The organism is Streptomyces sp. NPDC026092, from assembly GCF_040638605.1.
Classification (GTDB): domain Bacteria; phylum Actinomycetota; class Actinomycetes; order Streptomycetales; family Streptomycetaceae; genus Streptomyces.
The window spans coordinates 36,353-55,443 of sequence record NZ_JBEZYN010000024.1 but is presented as its reverse complement, the minus strand read 5'-3'; the positions used below and the strand labels follow the sequence as shown (position 1 = coordinate 55,443).

The 19,091-nt window shown below is 72.1% G+C and carries 15 protein-coding genes, 2 tRNA genes and 1 other RNA gene; 9 read left to right on the top strand and 9 right to left on the bottom strand.

Annotated elements, in window-relative coordinates:
- Window positions 1-14 precede the first annotated feature (14 nt).
- The 5 genes from AB0F56_RS30695 to AB0F56_RS30675 all read left to right on the top strand — a co-directional run bounded on the left by AB0F56_RS30695 (window position 15) and on the right by AB0F56_RS30675 (window position 3,672).
- Entirely contained in the window at window positions 15-950 is a 936-nt protein-coding gene (locus tag AB0F56_RS30695; protein WP_362015497.1) for an ABC transporter ATP-binding protein, read from the top strand.
- Entirely contained in the window at window positions 947-1,711 is a 765-nt protein-coding gene (locus tag AB0F56_RS30690; RefSeq protein WP_362015494.1) for an ABC transporter permease, read from the top strand. The genes AB0F56_RS30695 and AB0F56_RS30690 overlap by 4 nt, the downstream gene beginning before the upstream one ends.
- 25 nt (window positions 1,712-1,736) lie before the next feature.
- Window positions 1,737-2,969, top strand: coding sequence for a histidine kinase (locus AB0F56_RS30685; protein WP_362015492.1), 1,233 nt, complete (start codon window positions 1,737-1,739; stop codon window positions 2,967-2,969).
- Window positions 2,966-3,574 (top strand): response regulator transcription factor, encoded by a 609-nt coding sequence (locus tag AB0F56_RS30680; protein WP_362015490.1) that lies wholly within the window; start codon window positions 2,966-2,968, stop codon window positions 3,572-3,574. The genes AB0F56_RS30685 and AB0F56_RS30680 overlap by 4 nt, the downstream gene beginning before the upstream one ends.
- A gap of 22 nt (window positions 3,575-3,596) precedes the next feature.
- Window positions 3,597-3,672 (top strand) — tRNA-Gly (locus tag AB0F56_RS30675).
- Window positions 3,673-3,720: 48 nt separating this feature from the next.
- On the opposite strand, the gene AB0F56_RS30670 is transcribed toward AB0F56_RS30675, so the two are convergent.
- From AB0F56_RS30670 to ffs, 6 genes are all read right to left on the bottom strand, one after another.
- On the bottom strand, window positions 3,721-4,632 hold the full coding sequence (locus AB0F56_RS30670) for a phosphoribosylaminoimidazolesuccinocarboxamide synthase (protein WP_362015488.1): 912 nt from the start codon (window positions 4,630-4,632) through the stop codon (window positions 3,721-3,723).
- A 106-nt stretch (window positions 4,633-4,738) separates the two neighbouring features.
- Entirely contained in the window at window positions 4,739-6,199 is a 1,461-nt protein-coding gene (locus AB0F56_RS30665; protein WP_362015486.1) for a N,N-dimethylformamidase beta subunit family domain-containing protein, read from the bottom strand.
- A gap of 149 nt (window positions 6,200-6,348) precedes the next feature.
- On the bottom strand, window positions 6,349-8,214 hold the full coding sequence (locus tag AB0F56_RS30660) for a hypothetical protein (protein ID WP_362015484.1): 1,866 nt from the start codon (window positions 8,212-8,214) through the stop codon (window positions 6,349-6,351).
- Between the two features lie 217 nt (window positions 8,215-8,431).
- Window positions 8,432-9,682, bottom strand: a complete 1,251-nt coding sequence (gene purD, locus AB0F56_RS30655) for a phosphoribosylamine--glycine ligase (protein ID WP_362015482.1) — start codon at window positions 9,680-9,682, stop codon at window positions 8,432-8,434.
- A gap of 61 nt (window positions 9,683-9,743) precedes the next feature.
- Entirely contained in the window at window positions 9,744-11,864 is a 2,121-nt protein-coding gene (locus AB0F56_RS30650) for a DNA polymerase III subunit gamma and tau (protein ID WP_362015480.1), read from the bottom strand.
- A gap of 36 nt (window positions 11,865-11,900) precedes the next feature.
- An RNA gene (gene ffs / locus AB0F56_RS30645) (signal recognition particle sRNA small type) lies at window positions 11,901-11,999 on the bottom strand.
- A gap of 108 nt (window positions 12,000-12,107) precedes the next feature.
- Between ffs and AB0F56_RS30640 the strand changes: the two genes are divergently transcribed.
- Window positions 12,108-12,192: transfer RNA gene (locus AB0F56_RS30640), tRNA-Ser, on the top strand.
- Window positions 12,193-12,501: 309 nt separating this feature from the next.
- Window positions 12,502-14,904, top strand: a complete 2,403-nt coding sequence (locus AB0F56_RS30635; RefSeq protein ID WP_362015477.1) for a helicase-associated domain-containing protein — start codon at window positions 12,502-12,504, stop codon at window positions 14,902-14,904.
- Between the two features lie 20 nt (window positions 14,905-14,924).
- On the opposite strand, the gene AB0F56_RS30630 is transcribed toward AB0F56_RS30635, so the two are convergent.
- From AB0F56_RS30630 to AB0F56_RS30620, 3 genes are all read right to left on the bottom strand, one after another.
- A complete protein-coding gene (locus AB0F56_RS30630; protein ID WP_267032369.1) occupies window positions 14,925-15,263 on the bottom strand; it encodes a type II toxin-antitoxin system PemK/MazF family toxin in 339 nt (112 codons plus the stop codon).
- A complete protein-coding gene (locus AB0F56_RS30625) occupies window positions 15,260-15,601 on the bottom strand; it encodes a hypothetical protein (protein ID WP_362015474.1) in 342 nt (113 codons plus the stop codon). The genes AB0F56_RS30630 and AB0F56_RS30625 overlap by 4 nt, the downstream gene beginning before the upstream one ends.
- 385 nt (window positions 15,602-15,986) lie before the next feature.
- Window positions 15,987-16,709, bottom strand: a complete 723-nt coding sequence (locus tag AB0F56_RS30620; RefSeq protein ID WP_362015620.1) for a TetR/AcrR family transcriptional regulator C-terminal domain-containing protein — start codon at window positions 16,707-16,709, stop codon at window positions 15,987-15,989.
- 203 nt (window positions 16,710-16,912) lie between these two features.
- On the opposite strand from AB0F56_RS30620, the gene AB0F56_RS30615 reads away from it, so the two are divergent.
- On the top strand, window positions 16,913-18,421 hold the full coding sequence (locus tag AB0F56_RS30615) for an MFS transporter (protein WP_362015471.1): 1,509 nt from the start codon (window positions 16,913-16,915) through the stop codon (window positions 18,419-18,421).
- A 206-nt stretch (window positions 18,422-18,627) separates the two neighbouring features.
- The gene (locus AB0F56_RS30610; RefSeq protein WP_362015468.1) at window positions 18,628-19,059 is read left to right on the top strand and encodes a hypothetical protein; all 432 of its coding nucleotides are present in this window, start codon (window positions 18,628-18,630) and stop codon (window positions 19,057-19,059) included.
- Window positions 19,060-19,091 lie beyond the last annotated feature (32 nt).

Sequence of the window (19,091 nt, the reverse complement as noted above, 5' to 3'; positions counted from 1 at the left end):
GCGAGCCTTGAACCATGACCGATGTGATCGTGGCGGAGGGCCTCCGCCGGACCTACTCCGGCGGCTACGAAGCCGTCAACGGAATCTCCTTCGCCGTCCCCCAGGGCGAGATCTTCGCCCTGCTCGGCACCAACGGAGCCGGCAAGACCTCCACCGTCGAGCTCCTGGAGGGGCTGGCCGCGCCGAGCGGCGGCACCGTCCGGGTCCTCGGCCACGACCCGTACCGCGAACGGGCCGCCGTACGGCCCCGGATCGGGGTGATGCTCCAGGAGGGCGGCTTCCCGTCCGACCTGACCGTGGCCGAGACCGTACGGATGTGGGCGGGCTGCACCACCGGTGCCCGCCCGGCCGGCGAGGCCCTGGAGGCCGTCGGCCTCGGCTCCCGCGACCGGGTGCGGATCAAGCAGCTCTCCGGCGGCGAACGCCGGCGCCTCGACCTCGCCCTCGCGCTCCTCGGCCGCCCCGAGGTCCTCTTCCTCGACGAGCCGACCACCGGCCTCGACGCCGAGGGCCGCCGCGACACCTGGGCCCTCGTCCGGGCGCTCCGCGACGAGGGGACGACCGTGCTCCTCACCACGCACTACCTGGAGGAGGCCGAGTCCCTGGCCGACCGGCTCGCGATCATGCACCAGGGGCGGATCGTGCTCTCCGGCACCCCCGCCGAGGTCACCGCCGCCCGGCCCGCCCGCATCCGCTTCACCCTCCCCGAGGGCGTGGAGCCCGGCCGGCTCCCGCTCGGTCTCAAGGCCGCGGCGGACGGCCAGCGCGTGGAGATCCGTACGCACGCCCTGCAGGACGCGCTCGGCGCACTCCTCGACTGGGCCCGCGAGACCGGCGTACGGCTCGACGGACTCGACGCCCGCTCGGCCACCCTCGAAGAGGCGTTCCTGGAGATCGCCTCCCGCACCGACGCCCTCGACCTGACCGTGGACCTGGAGACCGCCCGATGAACGCCACCGCACGCCGCATGACCGCGCTCGGACGGGCCGAACTCACCCTCCTCGGGCGGAACAAGAACAACCTCTTCATCGCCCTCCTCATGCCGCTGCTGATGATCTTCGTGCTGCGGTCCTCGCTCGGGCAGATGGAGCCGGACGAGCTGCCCGGCGGCATGGCGGGCACCACCCTCATCGGCGGCACCGGGATGGTCCTGGTCCTCGTCGTCTACATGGGCCTCGTCTCCGCCCTCGTGGCCCGCCGCGAGGAACTGGTCCTCAAGCGGCTGCGCACCGGCGAGGCGACCGACCTGGAGATCCTCGGCGGCGCCGCGCTCCCGTCCGCAGCCATCGCGCTCCTCCAGTGCGCCGTCCTCACCGTCGGCGGCGCCCTCGCCCTCGACGTACCCGCGCCGCGCAGGCCCGACCTGCTCGTGCTCGGGCTGATCGCCGCGATCCTGCTGCTCGCCGGGCTCGCCGCCGCGACCACCGCGATCACCCGGAACGTCGAGAGCGCGGGCCTCACCACGCTGCCGTTCTTCCTCATCTCCGCCATGGGCTCGGGGCTCATGGTGCCCCGCGACGTCCTTCCCGACCTGGCCGCGAGCATCACCGAACTGCTGCCGTTCACCGGAGTCATGGAGTTCGTCCGGGCCGGCTGGCTCGGGGTCGGCGACACCCAGGACCTGATGACGGCGACGCTCACCACGTTGGCCTGGGGCGTGATCACCGTGTTTGCTGTCCGGAAGTGGTTCCGCTGGGAACCGCGACGCTAGAAGGCAAGAGAGGGAGGCCGGGCGCTTGTCCAGGCTGACGGGGTGGTGGAGCGGGCGCGGCAGCGCGGCCAAGGTCGAGCTGTACACGCGGTGGAGCTTCCACTTCTTCATGGTCATCGAGATCGCCGCCATCGGTCTCGTACCGATCGCGGAGTCGGGGTACAACCCGCTCTCCACCCCTCTCGGCTCCGCCCTGACCCTCCTCGTCTGCGCGCACGCCGTACTGAACGCCGTCCTCTCCTCGCGGGCCCTGGACTGGGCCCTGGACCGGCGCGAGCGGCCGGTCCGGCTCGCGATCGCGGTCGCCGTCCTGACGGCGGGCTGCGCGCTGACGGTGCTCGCGCTGCGCGCCACGGGCGTGCTCAAGGACGCCGCGAGCGCCGCCGCCGTCGTCACCGGCCTGGTCACCTTCGCCGTGGGCAGCCTCGTGCTCTGCGTGCGGCGGCCCCGGCGCATGGTCTACGGCATCCCGGCCATCGCGCTCGCGACCGGCGCGGCCGCGGTCGCGATGGGGTTCCACCCGGGCGAGGGACTCGGCTACGTGGTCGGGATCACCCTGGCCGGCGCCGGGCTCGCCGCCGCCTGCGGGTTCTCCGGCTGGCTGATGAAGATCGTCTGGGAGCTGGAGAACTCCCGCGACCTGAAGGCCCGGCTCGCCGTCGCCGAGGAACGGCTCCGCTTCGGCCGCGACCTGCACGACGTCATGGGCCGCAACCTCTCGGTGATCGCCCTCAAGAGCGAGCTCGCCGTGCAGCTCGCGCGGCGCGAACGGCCCGAGGCCGTGGACCAGATGATCGAGGTGCAGCGAATCGCGCAGGAGTCCCAGCGGGAGGTACGGGACGTGGTGCGCGGCTACCGGGAGGCGGACCTGCGCGTCGAGCTCGAGGGCGCGCGCGGGGTGCTCGGGGCCGCGGGCATCGACTGCGCGATCGACCCGGTGCCCATGGACCTCCCGGCCGGCGTCCAGTCGGTCCTCGGCTGGGTGGTGCGGGAGACGACGACCAACGTGCTGCGGCACGGCGACGCGCGGCGGTGCGCGATCTCGCTGCGGGAGAAGGACGGTTCGGTGCTGCTGACGGTACGGAACGACGGCGTGCGGGAAGAGGCGGTGATGGAGCGCGGCTCGGGCCTCGCGGGGCTGCGGGAACGGCTCGCGGCGGTGGACGGCACCCTGGAGGCGGGGCCGGACGACGGCGGTACGTTCCAGGTGACGGCGCTCGTCCCCGTACCCCGGTCGGAGAAGGGGACGAGGTCGTGACCGTACGCGTGCTGCTCGCCGACGACGAGCATCTGATCCGGGGCGCGCTCGCCGCGCTGCTCGCCCTGGAGGACGATCTCGCGGTCGTCGCCCAGGCCGCCACCGGACCCGAGGCGCTCGCCATGGCCCGCGCCCACCGGCCCGATGTCGCCGTCCTCGATCTGCAGATGCCGGGCCTCGACGGTGTGAGGGTCGCCACAGCGCTGCGGGACGAACTGCCCGACTGCCGCACCATGATCGTCACCAGTCACGGCCGCCCCGGCCACCTCAAGCGGGCCCTCGCGGCCGGCGTGCGGGGCTTCGTGCCGAAGACCGTCAGCGCCCAGCGCCTGGCCGAGCTCATCCGTGCCGTACACACCGGAAACCGTTACGTGGACCCGGAGTTGGCGGCCGACGCGATCGCCGCCGGGGACTCCCCGCTGACCGCGCGCGAGGCCGAGGTCCTCGAACTCGCGGCCGACGGCGCACCCGTCGCGGAGATCGCCGAGCGGGCCTCGCTCTCGCAGGGGACGGTCCGGAACTACCTCTCCTCGGCGGCCGCGAAGCTCGGTGCCGAGAACCGTCACACGGCAGTGCGTCTCGCACGCGAGAAAGGTTGGGTATAGTTGGCTCCGCGCTACGGCGCATGCGGACGTGGCTCAGTTGGTAGAGCATCACCTTGCCAAGGTGAGGGTCGCGAGTTCGAATCTCGTCGTCCGCTCCATGAAAGAAGCCCCCGGTCCTCTCGGACCGGGGGCTTCTTCGTGTCGTCCTACTGCCAGTTCGTGCCCGTGAGCAGCTCGTACGCCTCGATGTACTTGGCGCGGGTCGCGTCCACGATCTCCTGCGGGAGCGCGGGCGGCGGCTGCTCGCTCGTCCGGTCCCAGCCGGAGGCCGGGGAGGTCAGCCAGTCGCGCACGAACTGCTTGTCGTACGAGGGCTGGGCGCGGCCCGGCTGCCACTGGTCGGCCGGCCAGAAGCGGGACGAGTCCGGGGTGAGGACCTCGTCGGCGAGGATCAGCCGCTCGCCCTCCTCGGTGGACACGAAGCCGAACTCGAACTTGGTGTCCGCGAGGACGATCCCCCGCTCGCGCGCGATGTCCCGGGCCCGGCCGTAGACGGCGAGGGTCGTCTGGCGCAGCAGGGCGGCGGTCTCCGCGCCGACCTGGCGGGCGACCTCCTCGTACGACACGTTCTCGTCGTGGTCGCCGACGGCCGCCTTGGTGGCCGGGGTGAAGATCGGCGCGGGCAGCTCGGAGCCGTCGCTGAGGCCCTCGGGGAGCGCGAGGCCGCAGACCGTACGGGACTCCTTGTACTCGACCAGGCCGGAGCCGGTCAGATAGCCGCGGGCCACGCACTCGACCGGCACCATCTTCAGGGACTTGCAGACGAGGGTGCGGCCCGCCCAGTCGGCGGGGGCGCCGGCCGGGACATCGGTGGAGATGACGTGGTTCGGGACGAGGTCCTCGAGCCGGTCGAACCACCACAGGGAGAGCTGGGTGAGCACCCGCCCCTTGTCGGGGATCTCGGTCGGCAGCACCCAGTCGTACGCGGACATGCGGTCACTGGCCACCATCACGAGCTCGCCGGCCTCGTTCTGGTAGAGGTCGCGCACCTTGCCCGTGTGGAGGTGGGTCAGGCCCGGGACCTGAACGGGCTCGGGCTTTTCTACGAATCCGGACACGGTTCCTCCGCGTAGGTTGATCCAGGAACGGGTCGATTCTCTCGCACCTGCCCGGCCACCGGACCATCGGCCCCTCGAACGCGCTGGTCAGTACCCGATCCGGGGGTCAGTCCCGCTTGCAGATCCGGTCGAGGAGGTTCGCCGTGGCGCGCTGGATCCGCTGGTCGACATGGCCCGGCCGGTCCAGGGCGGGCGACCAGGCGAAGGTGCCCGAGGCGAAGACCCACGCCCCGGACGGGGCGCGGTAGAGCGAGGTCTCCTGGTGGCGCAGGGCGCCCTCGCTGTCCCGGTACGGCGAGTGGGCGAGCAGGATGCGGCCCTCGTGCTCGGGGAGCGCGGTGCGCGGGAAGTAGCGGTCCGCCTCGCCCGCGACCAGACCGGGGATCTCGTCCCCGTCCCCGGCGCCGGTGGCCTCCCAGAGCCAGTGGTCCGCGTTCCGTACGACCAGCGGGTGCGGCTCCGGCACCCGGCCCGCGTACTGGATCCCGAGCAGCTGCTGCTCCGGGCGGTCGATCTCGCGCCAGAGCGCGGAACGGCCGGGGCCGCGGCGCTTGCGGCAGGTGAGCAGCCGGTCGGGCACTCCGGACGGGGAGGGGCCCAGCTCCACCTGCCAGTACATGGTGTTGGCGGAGAGGAAGACGAGCGAGGTGCCCTGCTCGCGGGCGAGTTCGACGGTCCGGCGCATGGGGACGGACCAGTACTCGTCGTGGCCGGGGAAGACCAGGCCCCGGTAGCGGGTCGGGTCGACGCGGCCCGCGTGCAGATCGCGGGTCTCGGCGTAGGCGAGGTCGTAGCCGTACCGCTCGGCCCAGCGGATGAAGTCGTAGGCGTGCCCGACGTGGAGGGGGAGGCCCGCGCCCGCGTAGGGGCGGTCGAAGGAGACGGTGATCGCCGCGTCCTCCTCGCCGAGGAGCCGGCCCTGCTCGTCCCACGCGTGGTAGAGGCTGGCGCCGGTGTGGCCGTCCTCCGGATAGAGGTTGTACGCCTGCCAGGTGATGTCCGGGAGGACGAGGAGCAGGTCGGCGGGGTGGTCGTCGCGGACGGTGAAGGGGATGTGGGAGCGGTAGCCGCCGGCGGTGGTGAGCACGGCGACGTACGCGCCGATCGACCAGTGGGCCGGGATCTGCAGCCGCCAGGACTGCCACCAGTGGTGACAGGAGACCGTGCGGTCGGCGGTGAGCGGGGCCGGCTGGACGATGCCGGAGAGCCGGGGGCTGGTGGTGATCTTGGTGGCGCCCTCGCCCGCGTAGTGACCGATCCGGTAGATGTCGACCGAGAACTGCTGCGGCGGGTCCACGGTGATGTGGAAATCGATCGCCTCGCCGGGCGCCACGGCCCCGTTGGAGACGAACCCCTTGATCTGGCCCCGTACGTCGTCGGCCGTGCGGGGGCCGCCGCTGCCGCCGCGGGCCAGTGTCTCGTCGGCGTACCAGGGGACGACCTGGCCCGTGTCGTCGAAGTAGTTCTCCGAGCCGCGCAGCCAGGGCAGGGGGCCCTGGCCGAACGGGTCCGTGACGGCGTGGGCGAGCGCGCCCGACTCCCACCGCCTGATCTGGTCCGCCCCCATGTCGCGCCCCTCCCTCGACTCCCCCGTGCGCCGTGTCATGTGCTGCTGTCAGTGCCGGTCTCCAGCACATCACATAACGCACGCACTCCGTCACCGTTCGTCGCGAATTGACGTGAAACGGAAGGTGCACTTCCGGCCCTTGGGCGGTCTCAGACGAGGCGGACGGGCTTCTCGGGGCGTACGCCGGTCTCCGCGAGCCAGGCGCTGAGCGGGTCCGGGTCGCCGTCCTCGACGAGGGCGAGCACGCGGGCGGTCAGGTCCGTGCTCCGCACGCCGCCGACGAGGAGGGCGGGCCCGTCGAGCCAGTCGAGGCCGGGGGCGGCGCCCGCGGTGTCCACGGCGGCGCAGCAGACCATCGCCGTGACGTGGTCGGCGAGCAGGTCACGGCCGGTCCGGGGCGGCTGCAGCGGGAAGAGCGGCAGCGCGTCGCCGCCGAGGGCGTCCGCGTGCGGCGCGGGCTCGGCCGGCACGGGCCGTGCGGCCTCCTCGCGCGCCACGTGGGCGGTGAGGGCGGCGGCGAGGGCATCGGCGGCGGGGTTCGCGGCGAGGGGCTGCTCGGGGTCGGGGTGGGCGGCGGGTTCTTGATCGGGGTCGGGGTCGGATTCGGGTTCCGGGTGGGCCTGGGGCGCGGGGTGGGGCTGGGGCCCGGTCGCGGGCTCCGGGTTGGCCGAGAGGTGGGTGAGGACGCGGGTCAGGGTGGGGCCGTCCACGTTGTCCGTACCCGTGGCGGTGCTCGCGCCCCTTCCCGTACGCGTACTCGAAGGGGCGGACGGGGACGGGCCGGTGCCGGCACCGTCCGCCGGGCCCGTCGGGAGGACGCCCAGTTCGTCGAGGACCTGGTGGAGGCGGGCCGCGTCGCTGCGCCACTTCCGGTCCACGACCTCCTCCGGGTACTGGCTCCAGTCCACCGGGGACCAGTCCGGGCCCGGCTCCGCCGGGCCGCCGTGGAAGAGCCGGGCGGCGAGCAGCGAGGCGGCCTCGTCCACGGCGCCGGGCTCTTCGAGCAGGTCGCAGGCCGGGCGCTCGCCGAGCCGGGAGGCGAAGCCGTCGGCGAGGCGGTCCCGGCGGGAGAGCTCGGTGAGGGCCGCGACCACGCCCACGTCGAGGCTGGCCGGCCAGCGGCCCATCCGCCAGGCGGGCAGCGCGACGCGGGTGAGCAGCCGGTCCCAGCCCGCGTAGGCGAGGCCGACCTGCTCCTGGGCGACGATCCGGATGCCGTAGTCCACAGCCTGTGCGCGCTCGGAGCCGGCCACGGCGACGCCCCGCTCCATCTCGGCGGCGTGCCCGCGGCTCAGCCGCAGCAGCAGCCGGGCGACCCACGCGATCCCGCGCGCGCCCAGCCTGCCGACCGGGCCGAGCCCGGGGGTGCGGGGAGCGGCGACGGCCGCGTCGAGGCCCTGCACGAAGCGGCGGGCCGCCGCTATGTCGGGGTGCGCCGCCGGAGCCGTACCGGCGACGACGGGGGCGAGGACCGCGCGCAGTTCGCCGACGCGCATCCACCACAGGAAGGGCGAGCCTATGACCAGGACCGGAGCGTCCGTGGAGCGCCGCAGGCCGGACGTACGGCCCGCGTCGTGCGCCGGGTGCGTACGGTCCTCGAGCCAGCTGTCGCAGTCCGGGGTCAGGGCTATCGCGGAGGGCGCCGGGACGCCGAGCCGGTCGGCCAGGTCCCGCACCATCCGGTACAGATCGGGGGCGGCCCGCTCGGAGAGCTCGACCGTCGGTGTGACGGCGGGCCGGGAGCGCGCGACGACCACGGCCACGGCCGCCGCCGCGAGCAGGACGACAAGGGCGAGCACGGTGGTGAACCCACGGGCCGCGTCCCAGCCGGGCCCGGTCATGTGACCGGTGACCCCGCCCGCGTACAGGATCACCGCCGCGGCGGTGGGGAGCAGTGCGACGGCCAGCGCCCTGGCGCGGACGCGGAGCACGGCGAGCGCCCGGGTGCGCGCGGCGCGCACACCCATCTCCTCGCCGACAACGGAACCGGAGCCGCTACCGGACACGCCGTTCATCACCCCCTCCTGCCCTCGTCGGGACTGCCTGTGGCGGTCTTGGTCACTCCCCCACTGTGGCACCCGCCACTGACATCGCAATGCCGGTGGGCCAAGTGCCGGAACGCCTTCGCCGCACCCTAGTTGGGGCTTCGGCGGGCGTCATCCGGATGGCTCAGCCGTCACTCGATGGAATGGCTTTGGGCAAAGGTGATGACGGTCCGGGGCGGTTAGGGGTTCACTCCCCCGCGGCCTTGCGTGCGATGTCCGTACGGTGTTGCGAGCCGTCCAGACGGATGCGGGCGACCGCCTTGTACGCCCTCTCGCGGGCGCGCGCCAGGTCCTTTCCGGTCGCGGTGACGGAGAGGACGCGGCCGCCGGCGCTCACGATCGCGTCGCCGTCCCGCTTGGTCCCGGCGTGCAGGACGTACGCGTGCGGGGCATCCTGCGCCGCCACCTCGTCCAGGCCCTCGATCGGGTCGCCCGTCCGCGGGGTCGCCGGGTAGTTGTGCGAGGCGACGACGACGGTCACGGCCGCGTCGTCGTGCCAGTTCAGCGGCGGTTCGTTGTCGAGGGTGCCGTTGGCGGCGTTCAGCAGGACGCTCGCGAGCGGGGTGCGGAGCCGGGCGAGGACGACCTGGGTCTCCGGGTCGCCGAAGCGGGCGTTGAACTCGATGACCCGTACGCCACGGCTGGTGATCGCCAGACCCGCGTACAGCAGGCCCTGGAAGGGGGTGCCGCGGCGGCGGAGCTCGTCGACCGTCGGCTGGAGGACGGTGTCCATGACCTCGTCGACCAGCTTGGGGTCGGCCCAGGGCAGCGGGGAGTAGGCGCCCATGCCGCCGGTGTTCGGGCCCTCGTCGCCGTCGAGCGCGCGCTTGAAGTCCTGCGCGGGCTGGAGCGGCAGGACGGTGACGCCGTCGGTGATCGCGAAGAGGGAGACCTCGGGGCCGTCGAGGTACTCCTCGATGACCACGCGGTCGCAGGAGAGGGCGTGGGCGCGCGCCTCGGCGAGGTCGCTGGTGACGACGACGCCCTTGCCGGCCGCGAGACCGTCGTCCTTGACGACGTACGGAGCGCCGAAGGCGTCGAGCGCCTCGTCGATCTCCTCGGCGGTGGTGCACACGTAGCTGCGGGCGGTCGGGACGCCGGCCCCGGCCATGACGTCCTTGGCGAACGCCTTGGAGCCCTCCAGCTGCGCCGCCTCTTCGGACGGGCCGAAGCAGGGGATGCCGGCCGTGCGGACGGCGTCGGCGACGCCCGCGACGAGCGGGGCCTCCGGGCCGACGACGACCAGGTCCGCCTGGAGGTCGGCGGCCAGCCGTGCGACGGCGTCGCCGTCCAGCTGGTCGACGGGGTGCAGCTCGGCGACCTCCGCGATTCCGGCGTTGCCGGGCGCGCAGTGCAGAGCGGTGACGTCGGGATCGAGGGAGAGAGAGCGGCACAGGGCGTGTTCGCGGGCGCCGCCGCCGATGACGAGGACCTTCACGCCAGCCAGGGTAGCCCGCGTGGCCGGATGCCCCTTGTGCGGGCCACCGAGCGAGACGCCCCTACTCGTTCGTGTATTCCTCCACAACGGTCGCCCCGAGCTCGCGCACGATCAGTTCGTGACCGGACAGCGCGGAGTCGACCAGGTCCGGGTCGTCCTCCTCGGGCACGTCGTCCTCGGGCGCCACGGGCATGGGGGCGGGGGCGGCCTGCGGGGGCGTGGGGGCTGTGTGGGCGTTCTGGACGGGGGGCGTGGGCTGCGCGGGCGGGGCCTGCGGGGGCTGCTGCGCCGGGGCCCACTGCTGCTGCGGAGGCGCGGCGGGGGCCTGCGCGGCCGGGGCCTGCCCGGCAGAGGCGGGACCGGCCGGACGGCCGCCGCCGAAGCCGGTCGCGGCGGGCGGCGGGTTGACGCCGCCCGAGGGGTCGATGATCGCCTCGATCTTCCACTGCACGTTGAACTGGTCGGCCAGGACCTGGCGCAGGACGTCCTCGCTGCCACTGCTGGCGAAGTTGTCCCGCGCGCCCGCGTTGAGGAAGCCGAGCTGGAGCGTGGTGCCGTCGAACCCGGCGACCTGGGCGTTCTGGCTGAGCAGGATCCACGTGAAACGGCGCCGGTTCTTGACCGCGTCGAGGATCGACGGCCACATGTTCCGCACCTGGGCGGCGCCTTGGGCCATGTCGCCGGAGGGGGCTTGTGCGGCCGGGGCCTGCGGGGTGGGCGCGGCGGGGGCCGGGGCCGCGGGCGTCGAGGCGCCGGCGCCGGGCCAGGCTCCGGGGGCGGGTGCGCCGGGGGTGGCGGCACCGGGCCAGGCACCGGGCCGGGGCCCGCTCTCGGGCTGTACGGGAGCGGGTGCGGGGGCTTGCTGGGCCGGGGCCTGCTGGACCGGGGCCTGCTGCACGGGCTGCGGGGCGGGCGGGGGCGGCGGCGGGGCCATCGGCGTGTGGGCGTCGGGCCCGGGGACGTACCCCATGGCGGGCGCGGGCGAACCGGCCGTGAAGACGGGGGCGGGCGCGGGCATGGCGGCGGCGCCGCGCTCCAGCCGGTCGATCCGGGCCTGGAGCGACCGCTCGTCGTCGAAGGCGGCGGGCAGCAGCACGCGCGCGCAGATCAGCTCCAGCTGGAGCCGGGGCGAGGTGGCGCCGCGCATCTCGGTCAGCCCCGCGTTGACGAGGTCGGCCGCGCGGCTGAGCTCGGCCGCGCCGAAGACGGACGCCTGCGCCTGCATGCGCTCGACGACGTCCACGGGGGCGTCGATGAGCCCCTTCTCGGCGGCGTCCGGCACGGCGGCGAGGATCACCAGGTCGCGCAGCCGCTCGAGCAGGTCGGCGACGAACCGCCGAGGGTCGTTCCCGCCCTCGATGACCCGGTCGACGACCTCGAACGCGGCGGCCCCGTCCCCGGCGGCGAACGCGTCGACGACAGAGTCGAGCAGGGACCCGTCCGTATAACCGAGAAGAGAGGTCGCCATGGCGTATGTCACACCGTCGTCGGCGGCTCCGGCGAGCAGCTGGTCCATCACGGACATCGAGTCACGCACGGAACCGGCGCCGGCGCGCACGACGAGCGGCAGCACGCCGTCCTCGACGGGAATCCCCTCGCGCCCGCACACCTGCCCCAGGTACTCCCGCAGGGTGCCGGGCGGAACGAGCCGGAAGGGATAGTGGTGCGTCCGGGACCGGATGGTCCCGATGACCTTCTCGGGCTCGGTCGTGGCGAAGATGAACTTGAGGTGCTCCGGCGGCTCCTCGACCACCTTCAGCAGGGCGTTGAAGCCCGCCGAGGTGACCATGTGCGCCTCGTCGATGATGTAGATCTTGTACCGGCTGGAGGCGGGCCCGAAGAACGCCTTCTCCCGCAGGTCACGGGCGTCGTCCACGCCACCGTGGGAGGCGGCGTCGATCTCGATGACGTCGATCGACCCCGGCCCGTTCCGCGCCAGGTCACGGCAGGACTGGCACTCGCCGCAGGGCGTGGGAGTGGGACCCTGCTCACAGTTCAGACAGCGCGCGAGGATGCGCGCACTGGTCGTCTTGCCACAGCCGCGGGGCCCGCTGAACAGGTACGCGTGGTTGACCCGGTTGTTCCGCAGGGCCTGCTGCAACGGGTCGGTGACATGCTCCTGCCCGATGACCTCGGCGAAGGACTCGGGACGGTAGCGGCGGTACAGCGCGAGAGACGACACGTATACGAGGTTATAGGCGCCCACCGACAACCCGGGAACGCAAGCGCCCCTCACGCACCCGCCAGAGCCGACCTACCCTTGCTGCCTTCCGGCCCTGGGGGAGTTCAGTCAGATAGCGCCACGTGAGGGGCTCCGCCAAGGGTACCTGATCCCAGACCCCCCGCGGGCCCCGCTCCCGACCACGGGGATCCCCTTCTGGATCACGTTCGCGAGCACCCCTCAGCGTCTTGTATTGTTTGCGGCGGAGGATTCGCCTAGAGGCCTAGGGCGCACGCTTGGAAAGCGTGTTGGGGGCAACCCCTCACGAGTTCGAATCTCGTATCCTCCGCAGCCGCCTGAACAGGCGAATCGAAGACCCCGGACCGCTTCAGCGGCCGGGGTCTTCGGCATGCCCTGGTCTCAGTTTCGGTCTCGCTTATATCCGACATTCGAGATATCTCGGTCGGCATGCCAGAACCATCGGAACCCCTGCCCGTTCAAGCGGCTCGCCTTCAGGGTGAACGCTCACGTACGCCACCTGCGGCGGCCATGGGATGCACCATCCTTGATCTGCGCACGGGCCGCATCTGGTCCGCTCGTGCGATCCCGACCTCGCGAGGTGTTCCCTGTGGCGTCCCGGTCCACGCTGACGGCCTGGTTGGCCGGCCTCGACGCCCCGCGGCTGGGGCGCGCGCTCGCCCTGCGGAAGGACGCCTCGGCTCCCCCTGAGCCGCGCTCGCTGGACGAACTGGCCGAACGTCTTCTGCGACCGGACTCGGTGGCGCTGGCTTTGCCGCAGCTCCCACTGCCGTGCCTCCAGGTGGCCGAGGCCCTGGCCGCCTTGGGGACGCCCCTGTCGCGCGGCGCTTTGGCGAAGGCGCTGGGAGCGACGACACCCACCGCCGCTCGGGAACTCGACGCCGTGCTGGAGACGCTGGCCGATCGCGCGCTGGTCTGGCCTGATGGCGACGGAATGCTTCGCATGGCCGCGCCATTGCGGCAAGCCTGGGAAGCGCCCTTGGGTCTTGACGCTCCGTTGGAGGAGCTCCTGGAGGGTATGACCTCCGAGGAACTGCGCGGCATGCTCGTCACGCTGGGCATCAAGCCGCCCGGCACCAGGCAGCAGCGCACGGCCGCCGTCATGCACCACCATGGCGATCCGGAACGCATCGCCTCCGTGGTCGCGAAGGCTCCTCCCTCCGCCCGCGAGCTGCTCGAGCACCGAGCGAGGTCCGCACCGCGACACACGGAGTTCATCGTGTTCGGGGCTCCTGAGCCCGATTCCCGGTCGGGCGAGCGATGGGCCCTCGACCGGGGCTTGCTGATCCGGAACCGTCACGGATACGGGCCGGCCCGCATGCCCGCCGAAGTGGCACTCGCACTCCGCGGCCCCGACTGGCATGCCCCGTTTGATCCTGTACCGCCTGCCGCAGAGATGGTGTCCGTCGCCGCTGCGGAGGTGGAACGGGAGGCAGCGGCAGCGGCTACGGGCTTCGCGGCCCACGCCGCCTCGGTCCTGTCGGTCTGCTCGTCGGCTCCCCCGGCCCGACTGAAGTCCGGTGGGGTAGGCGCACGTGAACTGGGCCGGATCAGAAAGGCCGCACAGGCCGATGACGCCGTGGTGCGCATCGTCCTGGAGGCCGCGTACTCGGTCGGGCTCATGGCCACGGACGGCCACCGCGTCGCGCCCACCGAGAAGTACGACGCCTGGGCGGCGCAGGAACCCGCGGCGCAGTTCGCCGTACTGCTCCAGGCATGGTGGAACTTGGCGCTCACCTCGTCCCAGGCCCGCGACGAGGAGAACAAGGCACTACCCGCCCTGGCCGGAGCGCCTCCCTGCGACGGCTGCCTGCAGGCACGCAGGGGACTCCTCACCGCTGCGGCACGGCTCTCGGAGGGGCTGGGCGCGCGGGCCGCCACGGATCTGGGCCCGCTCGTGGCCTGGCACCGTCCGGTCGCCCACCTGTCATTCCAGGATGAGACGCCGTTCGCCACCGCGGTCCGCGAGACCGAGCTGTTGGGCGTCATCGCCCGGGGCTCTCTCTCCCCACTCGGCGAGGCTCTGCTGGCCGGCAACGCCGAGGTACTGGCCACCGAGTGCCGACGACTGCTGCCGAAGGCCACCGGCACAGCCCGGCTCGGCAGCGATCTCACGGCCGTCGTCAGCGGCACGCCCGCGGCGAACCTCGCCGAGCTCCTGGACGCGACCGCGGACCGGGAGACCAGCGGGACGGCCTCGGTATGGCGATTCAGCGCCGCCAGCATCCGACGGGCCCTGGACGCCGGCCGCACTCCGGACAAGGTCTCGGCCGAGCTGGCCGCCATCGCCGAGGGGGCCTGTGCCGCCCTGCCACAGCCCCTGTCCTACCTCATCGCCGATGCCGCACGCCGTCACGGCCGTGTGCGCGTCGCCCCTGCCTCCTGCGTCATACACGGCGACGAGCCGTCCCTCCTGACCGAACTCGCCGCCCACCGAGGGCTCGCCTCGCTCGGGCTGCGGCAGCTCGCCCCGACGGTGCTCGTCAGCGCCGGCACACCTGACCAGACCCTTGCCGCGCTCCGGGACCAGGGCTATGCCCCCGTCGCCGAGGCCCCAGACGGGACCGTACGCATCGAGAGGGTCCCACCCCGACGGGCCGCCGCTGTTCCGACCCCACGAAAGCCGCCCGTGAAGACCGGCGGACGACTCGCGACGCACAAAGCAGCGGAGATGTCGGGGGGCATCGACTCACACGCTGTGGCTGCACGACTACTGGCGGCACCGCCGACCGTCCCGGACCCCGATCCCTTCGGCGCCGGAGGCCCCTTCGGTACGGACACCGAGGAGGTCGTCGCTGGGTACGCGAAGCAACTGACCTACACCGACGTCCGCCAATTGGGCCACGCCCTCGACACCGGTACGGACATCACGATCGAATACGTCGCTGCCTCGGGCAGCCGCACCGTACGCACCCTCAGCCGCCTCGAACTCGACCCGCCCTACCTCGAAGCCTGGTGCCACCTGCGTGAAGCCGAACGAGTCTTCACGCTCTCCGGCATCCAAGGTGTCATGCCGGTGTAGGCGAGGCCGCGCGCACAAGGTCAGCGCTGCAGCCCGAGGATCAGACGGACGGAGTCCTCCACACGGTGCAGTTCCCCCGGAGCGAGCAGCCCCAGCTTCCGTCGCAACCGGGACTTCGCCACGGTGTGGAGGTCCGCGCAGTTCACGTACGACTCGTCGTACTTCGTCAGTCCGGCGTCAGGCCCGATCGGGACATGGGTGACCTGGGGACCGGATGTACCCGTGATCAGCGCGACCGTCACCGAAGCGAGCGGCTCGGCGATCCGGTTGACGGTGAGGACGACGACGGGGTGCGGCCCCACCGGTTGTGGCAGTGCGCAGACCCACACCTCGCCGCGAAGCGCCGTGCCTGGACTCACCACTGCATCTCGTCCGCTGCCGCAAGCTCGGCATCACTCGGCTCGACCACGCCGTCAGGCAGAGGCACGGCCTGCTCTTGGTAGAAGGCGCGGATCTCTTCGGCCGCCCCTACCTCGGCCGCTTCCCGCGCGAGGAGCCTCAGCCCTTCGCGAAGAGCGTCCGAGGTCGAGTTGAGGTGCAGTGTCCGCATGACCTCCTGAAGGGCCTGCATCTCATCGCCACGGAGCCGGACCTGCGCCAAGCGACTGGGCCCGAGCACAGCTGCCGCATTTCGCCTCGTCGCCGTCGTGGCGGCCTTCTTGGCTGCCCTCTTCTTGGGAGCTGCTGCGGTATCCATGCCTCCTCCAGCCTGTCGTACAAATGTCATACACCTAGTGTGGGGCGGGTGGCCGACCCGGTCAAGGCATTACCGAAGGACCGCTTCCCACGAGCATGGCCAAGAGCGCTGTGAGCGGGACCAGGAAGTGGCCCAGCCGACGCCTGGTCTCAGTCCTGGTCTCACTCGCCCCCGTCCAGCCCCGTCCGGACGGGGTCACTCCGAACGCCCCGCCGCAGGTCAGGACGGGTACGGCCCCCACCGGACCCCCGTACGAACATTTGGAAAGCGTGTTGGGGGCAACCCCTCACGAGTTCGAATCTCGTATCCTCCGCCAGCTCGAAGGGCCGGACCGCATCTGCGGTCCGGCCCTTCGGCGTTGTTGTCCGGGCCGTGCGGCCGGCGTCTACGGGGCGAGGCGCAGGGCGAGGCCGTCGAGGATGACGTCCAGGCCGTACGCGAACTTGGCGTCGCGGGACTCGACCGGGTCGAGGGCCGCCAGGGACTCCTGGTAGGAGTCGGCCAGGTGGGCGTGGTCGGATGCGGCCTGCTGGGCGGCGGGGGCGAGGCGGGCGATGAAGTCGGCCTCCGTCTCGCCGGAGCGCGCGACCGTCGTGAGCCAGGCCGCCTCGGTCGTGCTCATGCCGATCACGTACGCCAGGAGGGACTCGATCGCGCGGTTCGGCTCAGGGAATCCGACGGCCGTGAAGAGGGCCGCCAACCGCTCCGAGTACGCCATGAGGTTGGGGCCCAGGTAGGCGAGGCCCGCCTGGCCGAGGACCGAGGCCAGCCAGGGGTGGCGCAGCGCCGCCGCACGGAACGAGCCGGCGGCCTCGATGGCCGCGGCGCGCCAGTCCGCGCTGTCGGCGGGCGGTACGGAGATCTCGCCGAAGACCTCGTCCACCGCGAGCTCCATCAGCTCGTCCTTGGTGGCGACGTGCCGGTAGAGGGAGGTCGCGCCGGCGTTCAGACGGGCGCCGAGCTTGCGCATGCTCAGCGCCTCGATGCCGTCGGCGTCCAGCATGACGATCGCCTCGCGGACGATCGAGGCGCGGCTGAGCGCGGGCTGCTCGGCGGCGGACTGCTGACGGGCCCAGACGGACGGGATGGGGTTCGTGGGGCTGGTCAGGCTGGTCGCCTTGGTCGGGCTCGATGGGTTCGGTGGGTTCGTCGGGGTGGGCTTCTCGGCCATGTGAACCTCCGCGATGGGCGGCGTACAGCGTGCGCATTCAGCGTACAGGAGTGAGGTCTTGCGCACGGCGTGCGCCCCTGCGTACAGTGTTCGCATCGAAGGAACACCGTGCGCAGCCGAGAGGAAAACGAGGAACCCCCATGGAAACCGTCCGCAATCCACGCCGCTGGTGGATCCTGGTCGTGCTGTGCCTCAGCACGCTGGTCCTGGTCGTCGACAGCATGGCCCTCACCGTCGCGGTCCCCTCGATGACCGAGGACATCGGCGCGAGCGCCACGGACATCCAGTGGATCCTCGACTCCTACATCCTGGTCTTCGCCGGACTGCTGCTGACCTCCGGAAGCCTGGGCGACCGGTTCGGGCGGCGGAAGGTCATGATCATCGGCCTGCTGCTCTTCGGGCTCGCCTCACTGGCCGCGACCTTCTGCGACGACCCCGGTGAGGTCATCGCCGTACGCGTCGCGATGGGTGTCGGCGGCGCGCTGATCATGCCCTCGACGCTGTCGATCCTCATCACCGTCTTCGACGAGGACGAGCGCAGCAAGGCGATGGCCGCGTGGGGTTCGGTGTCGATGCTCGGCCTGGTCGGCAGCCCGGTGCTCGGCGGCTTCCTGATCGACCACTTCTCCTGGCAGTCCATCTTCCTCATCAACGTGCCGGTCGTGATCCTGGCCGTCGTCGCCGCGCTCACCCTCATGCCCGAGTCCAAGGGCCCCTGGCAGAAGGCGGACCCGCTCGGCGCGGTCCTGTCGGCGGTCGGCATGACCGCGCTGATCTGGTGGATCATCGAGATCCCGCAGCACGGCGCCTTCGAGGGCCGTGGGGTCGTCACGCTGGCGGTCGCGGTCGGCGCCCTCGCCGGGTTCGTGATCTGGGAGAACGTCACCGAGTCGCCGATGGTCCCGCTGGTCCTCTTCAAGCACCGCAACTTCAGCGGCGGTTCGCTCTCGCTGACCCTGGTCCAGATCGGCAACGGCGGTCTCCTGCTCGTCCTGACCCAGTACCTGCAGTTCGTGCTCGGCTACTCCCCCGTCAAGGCGGGCCTCGCCTTCGTCCCGCTCGCCGTCGCCGCCCTGATCGGCAACGCCGCCGGCGCCGGACTCGCCGCGAAGGTCGGCTACCGGCCGCTGATCGTGGGCGGCCTGCTGGTGATGGCCGGCTCGTTCGGCCTCCTGACGACCGTCGACGCGACCTCGGGCTTCACGGTCCCGGCGATCGGCCTGGGCCTCCTCGGCCTCGGCGCGGGTCTCGCCATGCCGGCGGCGGTCGGTGCGCTGATGGGCACGATCCCGGAGGAGAAGGCGGGCGTGGGCTCCGCCCTGAACGACACGATCCAGCAGGCGGGCACGGCCCTCGGCATCGCGATCCTCGGCTCGCTCCTCTCCAGCCGCTTCGCCTCGGAGATGCCGTCCGACGCCCCGGAGCAGGCCAAGCACTCCATCGGCGGCGCGCTGGCGGCAGCGGGCGAGAACGGCACCCTGGCGAACGCGGCACGGGAGGCCTTCACGACGTCCATGTCGGCGACCTTCACGATCAGCGCGATCGGCGTCTTCGCGGCGGCGGTGCTGGCGGGGGTGGTCATGCGGGACGGGAAGCCGAAGCCCAAGGAGGACGCCGACCTCGCCCCCCAGCAGGAACTCGCCGCCTGACGACGAGCGCACACCGAACGGAACGGCACACGGTGGAAGGCCCCGACCGGGGAACGGTCGGGGCCTTCGCCGTACCTCCGTAAAGGCGACTGATGTGGTGATGTCACCGGTTCGAGGGGTCCGAGCAGGCAGTGACGTTCCGCCCGCCGCTTCGTTCCGTGATCACTGGAACACTTTCCGCTACGCCCAGTCAGGGTGCTCTCAACGTGGAGGAATACGTGCGGAAGTTGACGACGGTCGCGGTGGCGGCGGGGCTGTTCCTGGGTGGGATGGGAGCGGCGGTGGCGGATTCGTGGCACAGCCTGCCGACGATGACCACTCGCGGCGTGGTGGCGACTGGCAAGTACACGTGGGAGCCCAGGGGGCAGAACCACGGCGGCTTCCACTTCGACGTCAAGCTCAGGGACGACGAGGTGGCGGACGGTCACAACGTCTATCTGGAGACCAAGGTCGAGGGTTACAGCTGGAGCCGCCTCTACGGCGTGCAGAGGAAGACCGTCACCCTCAAGAAGGTGATCTACGACGGTGCCGCCCAGTACACCAACGAGGCCTGGATCCGGGCCTGCCGCGACCGCGGATCCCTCCGCCCGGACAACTGCGCGGACACGCTGAACTATAAGCGCCAGGGACAGCGGTAACCGAGGAATTCGGAGGCCGGCGACGTGCGGCC

What these genes read in the sequence shown, in the direction of transcription:
- AB0F56_RS30665 (WP_362015486.1), bottom strand. Translation starts at nt 6,199, where the DNA reads ATGGGGGCGGACCAGATCAGGCGGTGGGAGTCGGGCGCGCTCGCCCAC.
- AB0F56_RS30695 (WP_362015497.1), top strand. Translation starts at nt 15, where the DNA reads ATGACCGATGTGATCGTGGCGGAGGGCCTCCGCCGGACCTACTCCGGC.
- AB0F56_RS30625 (WP_362015474.1), bottom strand. Translation starts at nt 15,601, where the DNA reads ATGGATACCGCAGCAGCTCCCAAGAAGAGGGCAGCCAAGAAGGCCGCC.
- AB0F56_RS30615 (WP_362015471.1), top strand. Translation starts at nt 16,913, where the DNA reads ATGGAAACCGTCCGCAATCCACGCCGCTGGTGGATCCTGGTCGTGCTG.
- AB0F56_RS30660 (WP_362015484.1), bottom strand. Translation starts at nt 8,214, where the DNA reads ATGAACGGCGTGTCCGGTAGCGGCTCCGGTTCCGTTGTCGGCGAGGAG.
- AB0F56_RS30690 (WP_362015494.1), top strand. Translation starts at nt 947, where the DNA reads ATGAACGCCACCGCACGCCGCATGACCGCGCTCGGACGGGCCGAACTC.